Origin of the sequence: Streptomyces sp. NPDC052687, from assembly GCF_040678395.1 — a bacterium.
Lineage (GTDB): Bacteria > Actinomycetota > Actinomycetes > Streptomycetales > Streptomycetaceae > Streptomyces.
Window position 1 is genome coordinate 43,979 of record NZ_JBFATR010000034.1, and the last position, 15,579, is coordinate 59,557.

At 71.4% G+C, this 15,579-nt stretch carries 15 protein-coding genes; 14 read left to right on the top strand and 1 reads right to left on the bottom strand.

Annotation, left to right across the window (positions count from 1 at the left end; all coding sequences use genetic code 11):
- Positions 1–7 precede the first annotated feature (7 nt).
- From AB0K92_RS24020 to nusB, 12 genes are all read left to right on the top strand, one after another.
- Positions 8–367 (top strand): hypothetical protein, encoded by a 360-nt coding sequence (locus AB0K92_RS24020; protein ID WP_365925981.1) that lies wholly within the window; start codon positions 8–10, stop codon positions 365–367.
- Positions 367–3,039 (top strand): alanine--tRNA ligase, encoded by a 2,673-nt coding sequence (gene alaS / locus AB0K92_RS24025; RefSeq protein ID WP_365925983.1) that lies wholly within the window; start codon positions 367–369, stop codon positions 3,037–3,039. The genes AB0K92_RS24020 and alaS overlap by 1 nt, the downstream gene beginning before the upstream one ends.
- Positions 3,039–3,503 carry a Holliday junction resolvase RuvX gene (ruvX, locus tag AB0K92_RS24030; protein WP_365925985.1) on the top strand — a complete coding sequence of 155 codons (465 nt, stop codon included), beginning with the start codon at positions 3,039–3,041 and terminating at the stop codon, positions 3,501–3,503. The genes alaS and ruvX overlap by 1 nt, the downstream gene beginning before the upstream one ends.
- 119 nt (positions 3,504–3,622) lie before the next feature.
- Positions 3,623–5,359 (top strand): endolytic transglycosylase MltG, encoded by a 1,737-nt coding sequence (gene mltG, locus AB0K92_RS24035; protein ID WP_365925987.1) that lies wholly within the window; start codon positions 3,623–3,625, stop codon positions 5,357–5,359.
- Positions 5,359–6,186, top strand: a complete 828-nt coding sequence (locus AB0K92_RS24040; RefSeq protein WP_365925989.1) for a shikimate dehydrogenase — start codon at positions 5,359–5,361, stop codon at positions 6,184–6,186. Before mltG ends, AB0K92_RS24040 begins: the two co-directional genes overlap by 1 nt.
- A 259-nt stretch (positions 6,187–6,445) precedes the next feature.
- Positions 6,446–7,630, top strand: coding sequence for a chorismate synthase (aroC, locus tag AB0K92_RS24045; protein ID WP_365925991.1), 1,185 nt, complete (start codon positions 6,446–6,448; stop codon positions 7,628–7,630).
- The gene (locus tag AB0K92_RS24050) at positions 7,627–8,145 is read left to right on the top strand and encodes a shikimate kinase (RefSeq protein ID WP_365925993.1); all 519 of its coding nucleotides are present in this window, start codon (positions 7,627–7,629) and stop codon (positions 8,143–8,145) included. The genes aroC and AB0K92_RS24050 overlap by 4 nt, the downstream gene beginning before the upstream one ends.
- Positions 8,142–9,233 carry a 3-dehydroquinate synthase gene (aroB, locus tag AB0K92_RS24055; RefSeq protein WP_165996685.1) on the top strand — a complete coding sequence of 364 codons (1,092 nt, stop codon included), beginning with the start codon at positions 8,142–8,144 and terminating at the stop codon, positions 9,231–9,233. Before AB0K92_RS24050 ends, aroB begins: the two co-directional genes overlap by 4 nt.
- A 165-nt stretch (positions 9,234–9,398) precedes the next feature.
- On the top strand, positions 9,399–10,457 hold the full coding sequence (locus AB0K92_RS24060; RefSeq protein WP_365925995.1) for an AAA family ATPase: 1,059 nt from the start codon (positions 9,399–9,401) through the stop codon (positions 10,455–10,457).
- 222 nt (positions 10,458–10,679) lie between these two features.
- The gene (locus tag AB0K92_RS24065) at positions 10,680–11,786 is read left to right on the top strand and encodes an aminopeptidase P family protein (RefSeq protein ID WP_365925997.1); all 1,107 of its coding nucleotides are present in this window, start codon (positions 10,680–10,682) and stop codon (positions 11,784–11,786) included.
- Positions 11,787–11,838: 52 nt separating this feature from the next.
- Positions 11,839–12,405, top strand: coding sequence for an elongation factor P (efp, locus tag AB0K92_RS24070; RefSeq protein ID WP_165996679.1), 567 nt, complete (start codon positions 11,839–11,841; stop codon positions 12,403–12,405).
- Between the two features lie 2 nt (positions 12,406–12,407).
- Entirely contained in the window at positions 12,408–12,842 is a 435-nt protein-coding gene (gene nusB, locus AB0K92_RS24075; protein WP_165996677.1) for a transcription antitermination factor NusB, read from the top strand.
- A gap of 293 nt (positions 12,843–13,135) precedes the next feature.
- Here nusB and bldD read toward each other — a convergent pair whose 3' ends face one another.
- The gene (gene bldD / locus AB0K92_RS24080; RefSeq protein WP_010046440.1) at positions 13,136–13,639 is read right to left on the bottom strand and encodes a transcriptional regulator BldD; all 504 of its coding nucleotides are present in this window, start codon (positions 13,637–13,639) and stop codon (positions 13,136–13,138) included.
- A 277-nt stretch (positions 13,640–13,916) separates the two neighbouring features.
- Here bldD and pyrR point away from each other — a divergent pair, with 277 nt between their 5' ends.
- Together pyrR and AB0K92_RS24090 are read left to right on the top strand one after the other, a co-directional pair.
- Complete coding sequence (gene pyrR, locus AB0K92_RS24085; protein ID WP_165996675.1) at positions 13,917–14,486, top strand: bifunctional pyr operon transcriptional regulator/uracil phosphoribosyltransferase PyrR; 570 nt, start codon at positions 13,917–13,919, stop codon at positions 14,484–14,486.
- A 110-nt stretch (positions 14,487–14,596) separates the two neighbouring features.
- Positions 14,597–15,577, top strand: a complete 981-nt coding sequence (locus AB0K92_RS24090; RefSeq protein ID WP_165996673.1) for an aspartate carbamoyltransferase catalytic subunit — start codon at positions 14,597–14,599, stop codon at positions 15,575–15,577.
- Positions 15,578–15,579 lie beyond the last annotated feature (2 nt).

Here is a 15,579-nt window from a genome sequence, read left to right on the forward strand (position 1 = left end):
CCGAGCGATGTTCCGCCGTACGTTCTGGTTCACCACGGGTGTCGCTACCGGTGTGTGGGCCACCACCAAGGTCAACCGCAAGCTGAGGCAGCTGACGCCCGAGAGCCTGGCCGCGGCCGCGGCGAACAAGGCGATCGAGGCCGGTCACAAACTCAAGGACCGCGCGGTGGGCTTCGCCCTCGACGTCCGCGACAACATGGCCCGCCGGGAAGCCGAGCTGGAGGACGCGCTCGGCCTCAACGCGGATCCCGAACTCGCCCCGCCCCGGCGCTTGGCCGCCATCGAGAACCGCAACGATTCCCGGTACATCGACACCCCGAAGTACCCGTACAACAAGTCGTACAACAACCGGAATGAGGACCACTGATGGAGTCGGCTGAGATCCGCCGTCGCTGGCTGAGCTTCTTCGAGGAGCGCGGGCACACCGTCGTCCCTTCGGCGTCGCTCATCGCGGACGACCCGACTCTGCTCCTCGTCCCGGCCGGCATGGTGCCCTTCAAGCCCTACTTCCTGGGTGAGGTCAAGCCGCCGTTCCCGCGCGCCACCAGCGTGCAGAAGTGCGTGCGCACGCCCGACATCGAAGAGGTCGGCAAGACCACGCGCCACGGCACGTTCTTCCAGATGTGTGGCAACTTCTCCTTCGGCGACTACTTCAAAGAAGGCGCCATCAAGCTCGCCTGGGAGCTGCTCACCACGCCCCAGGACAAGGGCGGTTACGGCCTGGAGCCGGAGAAGCTCTGGATCACCGTCTACCAGGACGACGACGAGGCCGAGCAGATCTGGCACGAGGTCGTCGGCGTGCCCAAGGAGCGCATCCAGCGCCTGGGCATGAAGGACAACTTCTGGTCCATGGGCGTGCCCGGCCCCTGCGGCCCCTGCTCCGAGATCAACTACGACCGCGGCCCCGAGTTCGGCCCCGAGGGCGGCCCCGCCGTCAACGACGAGCGGTACGTGGAGATCTGGAACCTCGTCTTCATGCAGTACGAGCGGGGCGAGGGCACCGGCAAGGACAACTTCGAGATCCTCGGCGACCTGCCCAGCAAGAACATCGACACCGGCCTCGGCCTCGAGCGGCTCGCCATGATTCTGCAGGGCGTGCAGAACATGTACGAGATCGACACCTCGATGGCCGTGATCATCAAGGCCACCGAGCTGACCGGCGTCCGCTACGGCGACGCCCACGACTCGGACGTCTCCCTGCGCGTGGTCACCGACCACATGCGCACCGCCACCATGCTCATCGGCGACGGCGTCACCCCCGGCAACGAGGGCCGCGGCTACGTCCTGCGCCGCATCATGCGCCGCGCCATCCGCAACATGCGCCTGCTCGGCGCCACCGGCCCGGTCGTCAAGGACCTCATCGACGTCGTCATCGGCATGATGGGGCAGCAATATCCGGAGCTGATCACCGACCGCGAGCGCATCGAGAAGGTCGCCCTCGCCGAGGAGAACGCCTTCCTCAAGACGCTGAAGGCCGGCACCAACATCCTCGACAGCGCGGTCGCCGAGACCAAGGCCGCCGGCTCCAGCGTGCTGCCCGGAGACAAGGCGTTCCTGCTCCACGACACCTGGGGCTTCCCGATCGACCTCACCCTGGAGATGGCCGCCGAGCAGGGCCTGTCCGTGGACGAGGACGGCTTCCGCCGCCTGATGAAGGAGCAGCGGGAGCGCGCCAAGGCCGACGCCCAGGCCAAGAAGACCGGCCACGCCGACATGGGCGCCTACCGTGAGATCGCCGACAAGGCCGGCGCCACCGACTTCATCGGCTACACCGACACCGAGGGCGAGTCCACGGTCGTCGGCATCCTCGTGGACGGCGTGTCCTCTCCCGCCGCCACCGAGGGCGACGAGGTCGAGATCGTCCTCGACCGCACCCCGTTCTACGCCGAGGGCGGCGGCCAGATCGGCGACACCGGCAAGATCAAGATCGACACCGGTGCCGTCATCGAGGTCCGCGACTGCCAGAAGCCGGTCCCGGGCGTCTACGTCCACAAGGGCGTCGTCCAGGTCGGCGAGGTCACCGTCGGCGCCAAGGCCCACGCCTCGATCGACGCCAGGCGCCGCTCGGCCATCGCCCGCGCCCACTCGGCCACCCACCTGACCCACCAGGCGCTGCGCGACGCCCTCGGCCCGACGGCCGCCCAGGCCGGTTCCGAGAACCAGCCCGGCCGTTTCCGCTTCGACTTCGGCTCCCCGTCGGCCGTGCCGCAGACGGTGATGACCGACGTCGAGCAGAAGATCAACGAGGTGCTGGCCCGCGACCTCTCGGTGCACGCCGAGGTCATGGGCATCGACGAGGCCAGGAAGCAGGGCGCCATCGCCGAGTTCGGCGAGAAGTACGGCGAGCGGGTGCGCGTCGTCACCATCGGCGACTTCTCCAAGGAGCTGTGCGGCGGCACGCACGTGCACAAGACCTCCCAGCTGGGTCTGGTGAAGCTGCTCGGCGAGTCCTCCATCGGCTCCGGCGTGCGCCGTATCGAGGCCCTGGTCGGCGTGGACGCCTACCAGTTCCTCGCCCGGGAGCACACGGTCGTCAACCAGCTCACCGAGTTGCTCAAGGGCCGTCCGGAGGAGCTGCCGGAGAAGGTCTCCGCGATGCTCGGCAAGCTGAAGGAAGCCGAGAAGGAGATCGAGAGGTTCCGCGCCGAGAAGGTGCTCCAGGCCGCCGCCGGACTCGCCGAGTCCGCCAAGGACGTGCACGGCGTCGCCCTGGTCACCGGCCAGGTCCCGGACGGCACCACCGCCGACGACCTGCGCAAGCTGGTCCTCGACGTGCGCGGCCGCATCCAGGGCGGCCGGGCCGCCGTGGTGGCCCTGTTCACCACGGCGAACGGCAAGCCGCTGACGGTGATCGCCACCAATGAGGCCGCCCGCGAGCGGGGCCTGAAGGCCGGCGACCTGGTCCGCACGGCCGCCAAGACCCTCGGCGGCGGCGGTGGCGGCAAGCCGGACGTCGCCCAGGGCGGCGGCCAGAACCCGGCCGCCATCGGCGAGGCCGTGCAGGCCGTCGAGCGCCTGGTCGCGGAGACGGCCAAGTAATGCGAAGGGGACGCCGGCTCGCCGTCGACGTCGGGGACGCCCGCATCGGGGTCGCCTCGTGCGACCCCGACGGGATCCTCGCCACGCCCGTGGAGACCGTCCCCGGCCGGGACGTCCCGGCGGCCCAGCGGCGCCTGAAGCAGCTGGTCGAGGAGTACGAGCCGATCGAGGTCGTCGTCGGGCTCCCGCGCTCCCTGAAGGGCGGCGAGGGCCCGGCCGCGGCCAAGGTCCGCGGCTTCGCCCGGGACCTGGCGCGCGCGATCGCCCCGGTTCCGGTGCGGCTGGTCGACGAACGCATGACGACGGTGACGGCCAGTCAGGGCCTGCGCGCCTCCGGGGTGAAATCCAAAAAGGGGCGGTCCGTCATCGACCAGGCGGCCGCCGTGATCATCCTCCAGCAGGCGCTGGAATCCGAACGGGTGTCAGGTACAGCACCCGGTGAGGGCGTCGAAGTGGTCATCTGATCGCGATACGGTAACGTTCCGCGCGATGCGGCGGCATTCGAACAGCCGCCGCACAGCAAGAGGCGGTGCGGGACCGAGCCGGAGGGCCGTGACCGCCGCCTCGCGGCTCTAGGGGATCGATGACTGAGTATGGCCGGGGCCAAGGCTCCGAACCGTGGCATCCGGAGGACCCGTTGTACGGGGACGGCGGATGGGGAGGACAGCAGGCCCAGCAGGGCGGGCAGTCCGCCTACGGCGGCCGGCCACAGCACCATCCGCAGCAGCCGCAGCAGACCAGCGGGCCGGAGTACGGCGACTGGGGCACCGGCGGCCAGGCCGCTTACGGCCAGGACGGGCAGCAGTACCAGGACTACGGTCAGCAGCAGTACCCCGGCCAGGGCGGGCAGCAGCACGACCAGCACGGCGGGCAGCACTACGACCAGCAGGGCGGCTCGCAGTACGACCAGCAGCAGCCGTACGACAACGGCGGCGGCTGGGCCGGCGACGCCCAGCCGCACATCCCGTACCCCGCGGAGCCCGTCGACCCGTACACCCAGCAGCCGGCGGGCTACGAAGGGGAGCAGCCCGACTTCTACGGCACGCCGGACGCCTATCCGCCGCCCGAGCCGCCCGCGCGCCGCACCGGCGATCCCGAGCCCGTCACCGACTGGGACCCGGGCCCCGACCAGGGAGAAGCCGCCTTCTTCGCGGGCGGGGACGACGACGGCGACGGTGACGAGCAGCCGGGCGGCCGGCGTGGCCGGGGCAGCGACCGCCGGGGCCGCGGCGGCAAGAACAAGAAGGGCCGCAACGGCATCGCCTGCCTGGTGGTCGTCGCGGTGTTCGGCGGCGGCCTCGCGGGCATCGGCTACTTCGGGCTCCAGTTCTACCAGGACCGTTTCGGCGAGGCCCCCGACTTCGCGGGCGACGGCAACGGCGAGCAGGTCTCCGTCACCATCCCGCCGGGCGCGAGCGGCTCCGAGATGGGCAACATCCTCAAACGGGCCGGGGTCGTCAAGAGCGTCGACGCCTTCGTCGTCGCCCAGAACGCCAACCCGCAGGGCAAGAGCATCCAGGACGGCGTGTACACGCTGGAGAAGGAGATGTCGGCCGACAGCGCGGTCGAACTCATGCTCAGCCCCGAGAGCAAGAACAACCTGATCATCGCCGAGGGCCGGCGCAACGCCGAGATCTACCAGCTCATCGACAAGCGCCTGGAGGTCGAGTCGGGCACCACCGCCAAGGTCGCCCAGGAGGAGTGGAAAGAGCTCGGCCTGCCCGACTGGGCGCGGAACCACGAGGGCGTCAAGGACCCGCTGGAAGGCTTCCTGTACCCCTCCAGCTATCCGGTCGCCAAGGGCCAGAAGCCCGAGGACGTCCTCAAGCAGATGGTGCAGCGCGCCACCGCCACGTACGAGGAACTGGGCGTCGAGAAGAAGGCCGAGAGCCTGGGGCTGGAGAACCCGTGGCAGCTGGTCACCGTCGCGAGCCTGGTCCAGGCCGAGGGCACCAGCCACGACGACTTCCGCAAGATGGCCGAGGTCATCTACAACCGGCTCAAGCCCGCGAACCCCCAGACCAACGGGATGCTGGAGTTCGACTCCACGTACAACTACATCAAGAACCAGAGCAAGATCGACCTGACCCTGGCCGAGCTCAGGAACTACGACAACCCGTACAACACGTACTACTACCGCGGTCTGCCGCCCGGCCCGATCAGCAATCCCGGTGAGGACGCGATCAAGGGCGCCCTCGACCCGACCGACGACGGCTGGTACTACTTCATCTCCATGGACGGCAAGACCAGCAAGTTCACCCGGACCAACGACGAACACCAGCGCCTGGTCGACCAGTGGAACGCTTCGAGGAACAAGTGATGGCACCCTCCCGCCGGGCAGCCGTTCTCGGCTCGCCGATCGCCCACTCCCTCTCCCCGGTGCTGCACCGCGCCGCCTACGCGGAGCTGGGTCTGACCAACTGGACGTACGACCGCTTCGAGGTCGACGAGCAGGAGCTTCCGGGCTTCGTGGAGGGACTGGGACCGGAGTGGGCCGGCCTGTCGGTGACCATGCCGCTGAAGCGGGCGGTCATCCCGCTGCTCGACGAGATCAGCCCGACCGCGGCCTCGGTGGACGCCGTCAACACCGTCGTCTTCCACGAGGACGGCCGCCGGACCGGTGACAACACCGACATCCCCGGCATGGTCGCGGCCCTGGCCGAGCACGGCATCGACAAGGTCGACGGCGCCGCCGTCCTCGGCGCCGGTGCCACCGCCTCCTCCGCCCTCGCCGCGCTCGCCCGGATCTGCACCGGCGAGATCGCCGTCTACGTGCGCAGCGAGGCCCGCGCGGCCGAGATGCGAAGGTGGGCCGAGCGGCTGGACGTCCAGATCCGTATCGCCGACTGGGCCGACGCCGAGCAGGCGCTGCGCGCGCCCCTCGTCATCGCCACCACCCCGGCGGGCGCCACCGACACCCTGGCCGCCGCCGTTCCCGAGCGGCCCGCCGCCCTCTTCGACGTGCTGTACGACCCCTGGCCGACCACGCTCGCGGCCCGCTGGTCCGCCTACGGCGGCGCCGTGGTCAGCGGACTCGACCTCCTCGTCCACCAGGCGGTCCTCCAGGTGGAACAGATGACCGGCCGCGCACCGGCCCCCGTCGCCGCGATGCGCCGCGCGGGCGAGCGCGCCCTCGCGGAGCGGTAGCACCAGCGCCAGAGGGCCCTTCCTGGCCGCGCCCTGCCGTACCGCGGGGCGCGCGGCCCGTCGTGGTCCCGCAGGCGCTCCTCGTGGCTCATTTCCGACCCCGTCCGGTCCGCTGGGTGGACCGGCCGATGGGGCAACCGCCGCGGCATGGGAGGATCGGAGGCGGCGGGCCAGGGCCGCGCACCCCGGTCGCGCCACCGCCGTACGCGAGAATGGGCGTCGGCAGGCAGTTCCGGGGCGCGAGCACAGAGGAGCACCGTTGAGCAGGTTGCGCTGGCTGACCGCGGGGGAGTCCCACGGTCCCGCACTCGTCGCGACGCTGGAGGGCCTTCCCGCCGGCGTGCCGGTCACCACGGAGATGGTGGCGGATCACCTGGCGCGGCGGCGGCTCGGCTATGGGCGCGGTGCGCGGATGAAGTTCGAGCGGGACGAGGTCACCTTCCTCGGTGGCGTCCGGCACGGCCTGACGCTGGGCTCGCCAGTGGCGATCATGGTCGGCAACACCGAGTGGCCGAAGTGGGAGCAGGTCATGGCGGCCGATCCGGTCGACCCGGAGGTGCTGGCGGGGCTGGCGCGCAACGCGCCGCTGACCCGGCCGCGACCCGGCCACGCGGATCTGGCGGGCATGCAGAAGTACGGCTTCGAGGAAGCGCGGCCGATCCTGGAGCGGGCCTCGGCGCGGGAGACCGCGGCGCGGGTGGCGCTGGGCGCGGTGGCGCGGTCGTACCTGAAGGAGACGACCGGGATCGAGATCGTCTCGCACGTCGTCGAGCTGTGCTCGGTGAAGGCCCCGCGGGGTGTGTACCCCACCCCCGCCGACGTGGAGAAGCTGGACGCCGACCCGCTGCGCTGCCTGGACGCCGACACCTCCAAGGCGATGGTCGCGGAGGTCGACCAGGCCCACAAGGACGGCGACACCCTCGGCGGTGTGGTGGAGGTGCTGGCGTACGGCGTGCCGGTCGGCCTGGGCTCGCACGTGCACTGGGACCGCAAGCTGGACGCCCGGCTCGCCGGCGCCCTGATGGGCATTCAGGCGATCAAGGGCGTGGAGGTCGGCGACGGTTTCGAGCTGGCGCGGGTGCCCGGCTCGAAGGCGCACGACGAGATCGTCGGCACCCCGGAGGGCATCCGGCGCGTCTCCGGGCGGGCCGGCGGCACCGAGGGCGGCCTGAGCACGGGCGAGCTGCTGCGGGTGCGCGCGGCGATGAAGCCGATCGCGACCGTCCCGCGCGCGCTGAAGACGGTGGACGTCACCACCGGCGAGGCAGCCGCCGCCCACCACCAGCGCTCCGACGTCTCCGCGGTGCCGGCCGCCGGCATCGTCGCCGAGGCCATGGTCGCGCTGGTGCTGGCGGACGCGGTGGCGGAGAAGTTCGGCGGTGACAGCGTCACCGAGACCCGCCGCAACGTGCGGTCGTACCTCGACAACCTGCACATCCGATGAGCACCGGTCCTGTCGTCGTCCTGGTCGGTCCGATGGGCGTGGGCAAGTCCACCGTCGGACAGCTCCTCGCGGAGCGGCTGGGGGTCGGCTACCGGGACACCGACGACGACATCGTCGCCGAGCAGGGACGCGCCATCGCCGACATCTTCGTCGACGACGGCGAGCCCGCCTTCCGCGCCCTCGAGAAGCAGGCCGTGCGCCGGGCGCTCGCCGAGCACGACGGCGTCCTGGCGCTCGGCGGCGGCGCGGTCCTCGACCCGGACACGCGCGCGCTGCTCGCCGGGCAGCGGGTGGTGTACCTGTCGATGGACGTCGAGGAAGCGGCCCGGCGCACCGGCCTCAACACCGCCCGGCCCCTGCTCGCGGTCAACCCGCGCAAGCAGTGGCGCGAGCTGATGGACGCGCGCCGGCATCTGTACGAGGAAGTGGCCGGCGCGGTGGTGGCCACCGACGAGCGCACGCCGGACGAGGTCGCCCAAGCGGTGCTGGACGCACTGGAGTGGAAGGAAGCATGAGCGAGTCTGTGACGCGAATCCAGGTCGGCGGCACCGCGGGCAGCGCGCCCTATGAGGTCCTGGTGGGCCGGCAGCTGCTCGGCGAGCTGGCCGGACTGATCGGCGGCAACGTGACCCGGGTGGCCGTGATCCACCCGGAGGCGCTGGCCGAGACCGGGGAGGCGCTGCGCGCCGACCTGGCCGGGCAGGGCTACGAGGCGGTCGCGATCCAGGTGCCGAACGCGGAGGAGGCCAAGACCGCCGAGGTCGCCGCCTACTGCTGGAAGGCGCTCGGCCAGTCCGGGTTCACCCGCACCGACGTGATCGTCGGCGTCGGCGGCGGCTCCACCACCGACCTCGCCGGGTTCGTGGCCGCGACCTGGCTGCGCGGCGTGCGCTGGATCGCGATCCCGACGACCGTGCTGGCCATGGTCGACGCGGCCGTGGGCGGCAAGACCGGCATCAACACCGCCGAGGGCAAGAACCTCGTCGGCTCCTTCCACCCCCCGGCCGGTGTGCTGTGCGACCTGGCCGCGCTGGACTCCCTCCCGGTGCACGACTACGTCTCCGGGCTCGCGGAGGTCATCAAGGCCGGGTTCATCGCCGACCCGGCGATCCTCGACCTGATCGAGGCCGACCCCGAGGGCGCGCGCACCCCGGCCGGTCCGCACACCGCCGAGCTGATCGAGCGGTCGATCCGGGTCAAGGCGGAGGTCGTCTCCGCCGACCTGAAGGAGAGCGGGCTGCGCGAGATCCTCAACTACGGCCACACCCTCGGCCACGCCATCGAGAAGAACGAGCGCTACACGTGGCGGCACGGCGCCGCCGTCGCCGTCGGTATGCACTTCGCCGCCGAACTCGGCCGTCTGGCGGGCCGGCTGGACGACGCCACCGCCGACCGCCACCGCACCATCCTGGAGTCGGTCGGGCTGCCGCTCACCTATCGCTACGACCAGTGGCCCAAGTTGCTCCAGGCGATGAAGGTCGACAAGAAGTCCCGCGGCGACATGCTGCGGTTCATCGTCCTCGACGGCCTCGCCAAGCCGACCGTCCTGGAGGGTCCCGATCCGGCCATGCTCCTCGCCGCCTACGGCGAGGTGGCCCAGTAAGTCCCACGGGTACCCTTCCGTCCGATTCGCTTGTGGCGATGGGCACTTCGGGCCGCCCCCGGCCGTTCACCAAACGACGGCCGGGGGCGGTACCGTTCGGTAGGGAGCGGGCCGCGCCCGCTGCCAGCGCCGACAGCCTTGAAAGACGAGACGGAGTGGCACCGGATGCAGCACGCAGTGGGGTCTCCGCTGCCGCCGCCCCACCAGCCGGGGCACGGTCCGGCCGCCGGCTGGTCGCCGGCCGCACAGCACCCGGACCCGCACCAGGCGGGCCGGCACCACCCTGCCCCGCACCCGGGAACGGTCCCGCACCAGGGACAGGCCCCGCACACGGGTCCCGCTGCGCACCAGGGTCCCCCTCCGTACCAGGGACCGGCCCCGCACCACGGTCCGGCCGCGCCGCAGAGCCCGGCCGGACCCCAGGGTCCCGCCCCCGTGCATCACGGCGGCCCCGCCGCCCCGCATCACGGCCCCGCCCCCGTGCCGCAGGGATCCGCCCCCGTACCCCCGCCACAGCCCCCGGGCTACACCGGAGCGCCGGCCGCGCACCCCACGGTGCCGCCGCAGGGCCCGGACGTGACCGGGCACGTCCCGCTGCCGCCCGGCGGCCCGGTGGCGTCCCCCGGCGCCACGCCGGCGCCGGCCGCCCCGGTGCCCGACCCGGCTACCGCCACCCTCGCGGTGCTGCTGATAGGCCCGGCGGGCGCGGGCAAGACCAGCGTCGCCAAGTACTGGGCGGACCACCGCCGGGTGCCCACCGCCCACATCAGCCTCGACGACGTCCGTGAATGGGTCCGCTCCGGCTTCGCCGACCCGCAGTCCGGATGGAACGACAACTCGGAGGCGCAGTACCGCCTGGCCCGCCGCACCTGCGGCTTCGCCGCGCGCAACTTCCTGGCCAACGGCATCTCCTGCATCCTCGACGACGCCGTCTTCCCCGACCGCCCGGTGGTCGGCCTCGGTGGCTGGAAGCGGCACGTCGGCCCCGGACTGCTCCCCGTCGTCCTCCTCCCGGGCCTCGACATCGTGCTGGAGCGCAACGCCGAGCGCACCGGCAACCGCCGCCTCACCGACGAGGAGGTCGCCCGCATCCACGGCCGCATGGCCGGCTGGTACGGCTCGGGCCTGCCGATCATCGACAACTCCCAGCTCGACGTCCCCGGCACGGCCCGCGTCCTGGACGAGGTCCTGGCCAGGGCGATCGCCAGTCCGCCCACATGGTGAACGCGGGGGAGTGACCCCACCGTCCAAGGGCGCCGGGAACCGCGCGGCGAGGCACCACGGGCCTACTCCCGGATCGCCACGGACCCACTCCAGGCTCGCCAGGGACCCGCACCAGGATCGCCACGGACCCGCAACAGGCACACCACCCCTCACACCATGGCGCTAGCCCGAACGGCACCGCCCCAACCGGCACAAAACGCCCAGGGCTCCTACGCTCGTCTCATGTCAGAGGTGTACGCGACCCGCCGAGCGCGGCTGAGGGAATGCAGTAGTGCCAGCGGCAGCGCCGCCGCGCTCGTCTCCCGTCCCGCCAACGTGCGCTACCTCGCGGGCGCGGCACCCCACGGTGCCGTACTGCTGCTGGGCAAGCGCGACGACCTCCTGGTGTGCGCGGGCCCGCCGGAGGACCGCCCCGCCGACGGCCGCCTCGACGAGGCGGTGCGGGTGCACGTCCTGACCGGCTCCGCCGGCGACCCCGCCGTCGCCGCCGCAGGCCTCGCCGCGGGCCAGGGCGCCGACTCCCTCGCCGTCGAGGAACACCACCTCACCGTCGCCCGGCACCGGGCCATCGCCTCGGTCGCGCCCCGGCTGCGCCTGGCCGACCTGGGCGGCGTGGTCGAGCAGCTGAGAGTGGTGAAGGACGAGGAGGAAATCTCCTGCCTGCGGATCGGCGCCGAGATCGCCGACCAGGCCCTCGGCGAGCTGCTCGAATCGATCCTGGTCGGCCGGACCGAACGCCATCTCGCCCTGGAGCTGGAGCGGCGCCTCGTCGACCACGGCGCCGACGGCCCCGCCTTCCCCACCTCCGTGGGCACCGGCCCGAACTCCGGCCGCCGCGGGCACCGGCCCACGGACCGGCGGGTCGAGGAGGGCGACTTCCTCTCCGTCTGCCTGGGCGCGACCTACCGCGGCTACCGCTGCGAGATCGGCCGTACCTTCGTCATCGGGACCTCGCCCGCCGACTGGCAGATCGAGCTGTACGACCTGGTCTTCGCCGCGCAGCGGGCCGGCCGTGAGTCCCTGGCGCCCGGCGCCGCCTGCCGGGACGTGGACCGCGCGGCCCGGCAGGTGCTGGACTCGGCGGGCCATGGGGAAGCGCTGCCTCCGCTGACCGGGCACGGCGTCGGACTCGAAATCGACGAGGACCCGCAGTTGGCTCCCGCGGCCATGGGTAAACTGGACGCTTGCGTGCCGGTCACCGTCGAACCGGGGGTCCACCTCCCGGGACGGGGCGGCGTCCGGATCGATGACACGCTCGTCGTCCGCCCCGAGGCGGACGGCGGACCCGAGCTACTCACCATTACGACCAAGGAGCTGCTCGCACTATAGGCAGGTGCGTGCCCCCGGGGTCGTCCACGTCAGTCCAGGAGATTCCGCAACCGTGGCTTCCACGAACGACCTCAAGAACGGCATGGTGCTCAAGCTCGAAGGCGGCCAGCTCTGGTCCGTCGTCGAGTTCCAGCACGTCAAGCCCGGCAAGGGCCCGGCCTTCGTGCGCACCAAGCTCAAGAACGTGCTCTCCGGCAAGGTCGTCGACAAGACCTTCAACGCCGGCGTCAAGGTCGAGACGGCCACTGTCGACAAGCGCGACATGCAGTTCTCGTACATGGACGGCGACTACTTCGTCTTCATGGACATGGAGACCTACGACCAGCTCCACATCGACAAGAAGGTCGTCGGCGACGCCGCCAACTTCCTGATCGAGGGCTTCGAGGCCACCGTCGCCCAGCACGAGGGCGAAGTGCTCTTCGTCGAGCTGCCGGCCGCCGTCGAGCTGACCGTCGCCGAGACGGAGCCGGGCGTCCAGGGCGACCGCTCCACCGGTGGCACCAAGCCCGCCACCCTGGAGACCGGCCACCAGATCCAGGTCCCGCTCTTCATCACCACCGGTGAGAAGATCAAGGTCGACACCCGCACCAGCGACTACCTCGGCCGGGTGAACAGCTAACCGTGGCCGCCCGCAACACGGCCCGCAAGCGCGCCTTCCAGATCCTCTTCGAGGGCGACCAGCGCGGCGCCGACGTCCTGACCGTTCTCGCGGACTGGATCCGGCTCTCCCGGGCCGACACCCGGCAGCCGCCGGTGAGCGAATACACGATGCAGCTGGTCGAGGGCTACGCGGAACACGCGAAGCGGATCGACGAGCTGATCTCGCAGTACTCCGTCGGCTGGACGCTCGACCGGATGCCGGTCGTCGACCGCAACATCCTGCGCCTCGGCGCGTACGAGCTGATCTGGGTCGACGAGACCCCGGACGCCGTCGTGCTCGACGAGATGGTGCAGCTGGCGAAGGAGTTCTCCACGGACGAGTCGCCCTCGTTCGTCAACGGACTGCTCGGCCGGCTGAAGGAACTCAAGCCCTCGCTGCGCCGCGACGAGGCCTGAGCGACCCAAGACGCCCGAGGGCCCGCAGCACATGCGCTGCGGGCCCTCGGGCGTTGTCGTGCGGCTGGGGGCGCCTTGTCGTGCGCCTGGGGCGCGTTGTGGTGCGTCTGGCGCGCGTTGTGGTGCGCTCAGGCTCGTGTCGTGCGGCTGGGGCGCTCGGATGCCCGCAGGAGGGGGGAAGCCCGCGAGACGGCGCAGAGGAGCGTGGACGGCTGCAGAAAGCCGCCGGGGTGGCCGGACCCATAGGGTTCCGGCCACCCCGGCGGCACGTTTCTGCTGACGCTGCGGAGCGGTCAGCCCTCCTCGTGGGTGGCCACCGCGCGGCGCGCGTCCGCGTCCAGCACGCCCCAGCTGATCAGCTGCTCGGTGAGGACCGAGGGCGACTGGTCGTAGATGACGGCGAGTGTGCGCAGGTCGTCCTGGCGGATCGAGAGCACCTTGCCGTTGTAGTCACCGCGCTGGGACTGGATCGTCGCCGCGTACCGCTGCAGCGGGCCCGCCTTCTCGGCCGGGACGGTGGCGAGCCGCTCCAGGTCCAGGACCAGCTTCGGCGGCGGCTCGGCGGCGCCGCCCGGCGTCGTGCCCGGAAGCAGCTCCTGCACGGGAACGCCGTAGAAATCCGCCAGCTCGGCAAGGCGCTGCACGGTCACCGCGCGGTCGCCACGCTCGTAGGACCCGACCACCACGGCCTTCCAGCGGCCCTGGGACTTCTCCTCGACACCGTGGAGGGAAAGGCCCTGCTGGGTGCGGATGGCCCGGAGCTTGGCCCCGAGCTGTTTGGCGTATTCGCTGGACATATAGCTCCCCGGACACTGTGTCGACGCGACTGGCGTGATCCCCGCCGCGCGGTTGGTAACTCACTGTGAGGTTACGCAGCGTGACTCTTCTGCGTCAAGCCGAATGGTCCACACCGACTCTTCCGTGGTATCGGCACCCGGTTGGGCCGATCGGGTGATTCCGAGGGTGATCGAGGGGGTGTCTCCGGAGTGTCTGCGGGGCCTGATACCGTGGGTGGCGCAATCCCGACGTCCTTTAAGGTCCGTCCCGTGAGGCGGAGAAGGAGGTCCGTTTCGTATGGACACGCAAGCGAACGCGCAAGCGTCCGACGCCAGGCCCGTTCTCGAAGGCCCTGACATCGCGCGGGTGCTGACCCGCATCGCCCACGAGATCGTCGAGCGCGCCAAGGGCGCCGACGACGTGGTGCTCCTCGGCATTCCGACCCGCGGCGTCTTCCTCGCCCAGCGGCTGGCCGCCAAGCTCGAGCAGATCACCGAGCGCAAGGTTCCGTGCGGCTCGCTGGACATCACCATGTACCGCGACGACCTGCGCATGCATCCGCCGCGCGCGCTGGCCCGCACCGAGATCCCCGGTGACGGCATCGACGGCAAGCTGGTCGTCCTCGTCGACGACGTCCTCTTCTCCGGCCGCACCATCCGCGCCGCCCTCGACGCCCTGAACGACATCGGGCGTCCCCGCGCGGTCCAGCTCGCGGTCCTCGTCGACCGCGGCCACCGCGAACTGCCCATCCGCGCCGACTACGTCGGCAAGAACCTCCCCACGTCGCTGCGGGAGACGGTCAAGGTCCAGCTCGCCGAGGAGGACGGTCGCGACACCGTGCTGCTCGGCGCCAAGGCCGACCAGTAGCAGACCGGGCGTACGGCCCGCCCTCGGCGTGCCCGCACCGGCACCCGCGCCCGACCGTGCACCGGCTTGCCCGAAACCTCCCGAATGAACTTCCTTACGGAGCCTGACAGATGCAGCGTCATCTCATCTCGGCCGCCGACCTCACCCGCGACGACGCCGTCCTGATCCTCGACACCGCCGAGGAGATGGCCCGCGTGGCCGACCGGCCGATCAAGAAGCTGCCGACCCTGCGCGGCCGCACGATCGTCAACCTCTTCTTCGAGGACTCCACCCGCACCCGGATCTCCTTCGAGGCCGCCGAGAAGCGGCTGTCCGCGGACGTCATCAACTTCTCCGCCAAGGGCTCCAGCGTCTCCAAGGGCGAGTCCCTGAAGGACACCGCCCAGACCCTGGAGGCCATGGGCGTCGACGCCGTCGTCATCCGGCACGGGGCCTCCGGAGCGCCGTACCGCCTCGCCAACTCCGGCTGGATCGACGCGGTCGTCATCAACGCCGGCGACGGCACCCACCAGCACCCCACGCAGGCCCTGCTCGACGCGTTCACCATGCGCCGCCGCCTGGTCGGCAAGGACGCCGGGCTCGGCCAGGACCTGTCCGGCAGGCGCGTCACGATCGTCGGCGACGTGCTGCACAGCCGCGTCGCCCGCTCCAACGTCGACCTGCTGCACACCCTCGGCGCCGAGGTCACCCTCGTCGCTCCGCCCACCCTGCTGCCGGTCGGCGTCGAGACCTGGCCCTGCGAGGTGTCGTACGACCTCGACTCCACCCTGCCGAAGTCCGACGCGGTGATGATGCTGCGGGTGCAGCGCGAGCGGATGAACGCCGCGTTCTTCCCCACCGAGCGCGAGTACGCGCGCCGCTACGGCCTCGACGGCGACCGCATGGCGAAGATGCCCGAGCACGCCATCGTGATGCACCCCGGCCCCATGGTCCGCGGCATGGAGATCACCGCCGAGGTCGCCGACTCCGACCGCTGCACCGTCGTCGAGCAGGTCGCCAACGGCGTCTCCATCCGGATGGCCGTGCTGTACCTGCTGCTGGGCGGCAACGAGCCCGCCACCACCCAGACCGCCCGTACCGAGGAGAAGTAAGA

Excerpts from the sequence above, each read along its gene's own strand:
- AB0K92_RS24020 (WP_365925981.1), top strand. The coding sequence starts at position 8 with ATGTTCCGCCGTACGTTCTGGTTCACCACGGGTGTCGCTACCGGTGTG.
- alaS (WP_365925983.1), top strand. The coding sequence starts at position 367 with ATGGAGTCGGCTGAGATCCGCCGTCGCTGGCTGAGCTTCTTCGAGGAG.
- ruvX (WP_365925985.1), top strand. The coding sequence starts at position 3,039 with ATGCGAAGGGGACGCCGGCTCGCCGTCGACGTCGGGGACGCCCGCATC.
- mltG (WP_365925987.1), top strand. The coding sequence starts at position 3,623 with ATGACTGAGTATGGCCGGGGCCAAGGCTCCGAACCGTGGCATCCGGAG.
- AB0K92_RS24040 (WP_365925989.1), top strand. The coding sequence starts at position 5,359 with ATGGCACCCTCCCGCCGGGCAGCCGTTCTCGGCTCGCCGATCGCCCAC.
- AB0K92_RS24050 (WP_365925993.1), top strand. The coding sequence starts at position 7,627 with ATGAGCACCGGTCCTGTCGTCGTCCTGGTCGGTCCGATGGGCGTGGGC.
- aroB (WP_165996685.1), top strand. The coding sequence starts at position 8,142 with ATGAGCGAGTCTGTGACGCGAATCCAGGTCGGCGGCACCGCGGGCAGC.
- AB0K92_RS24060 (WP_365925995.1), top strand. The coding sequence starts at position 9,399 with ATGCAGCACGCAGTGGGGTCTCCGCTGCCGCCGCCCCACCAGCCGGGG.
- AB0K92_RS24065 (WP_365925997.1), top strand. The coding sequence starts at position 10,680 with ATGTCAGAGGTGTACGCGACCCGCCGAGCGCGGCTGAGGGAATGCAGT.
- bldD (WP_010046440.1), bottom strand. The coding sequence starts at position 13,639 with ATGTCCAGCGAATACGCCAAACAGCTCGGGGCCAAGCTCCGGGCCATC.
- pyrR (WP_165996675.1), top strand. The coding sequence starts at position 13,917 with ATGGACACGCAAGCGAACGCGCAAGCGTCCGACGCCAGGCCCGTTCTC.
- AB0K92_RS24090 (WP_165996673.1), top strand. The coding sequence starts at position 14,597 with ATGCAGCGTCATCTCATCTCGGCCGCCGACCTCACCCGCGACGACGCC.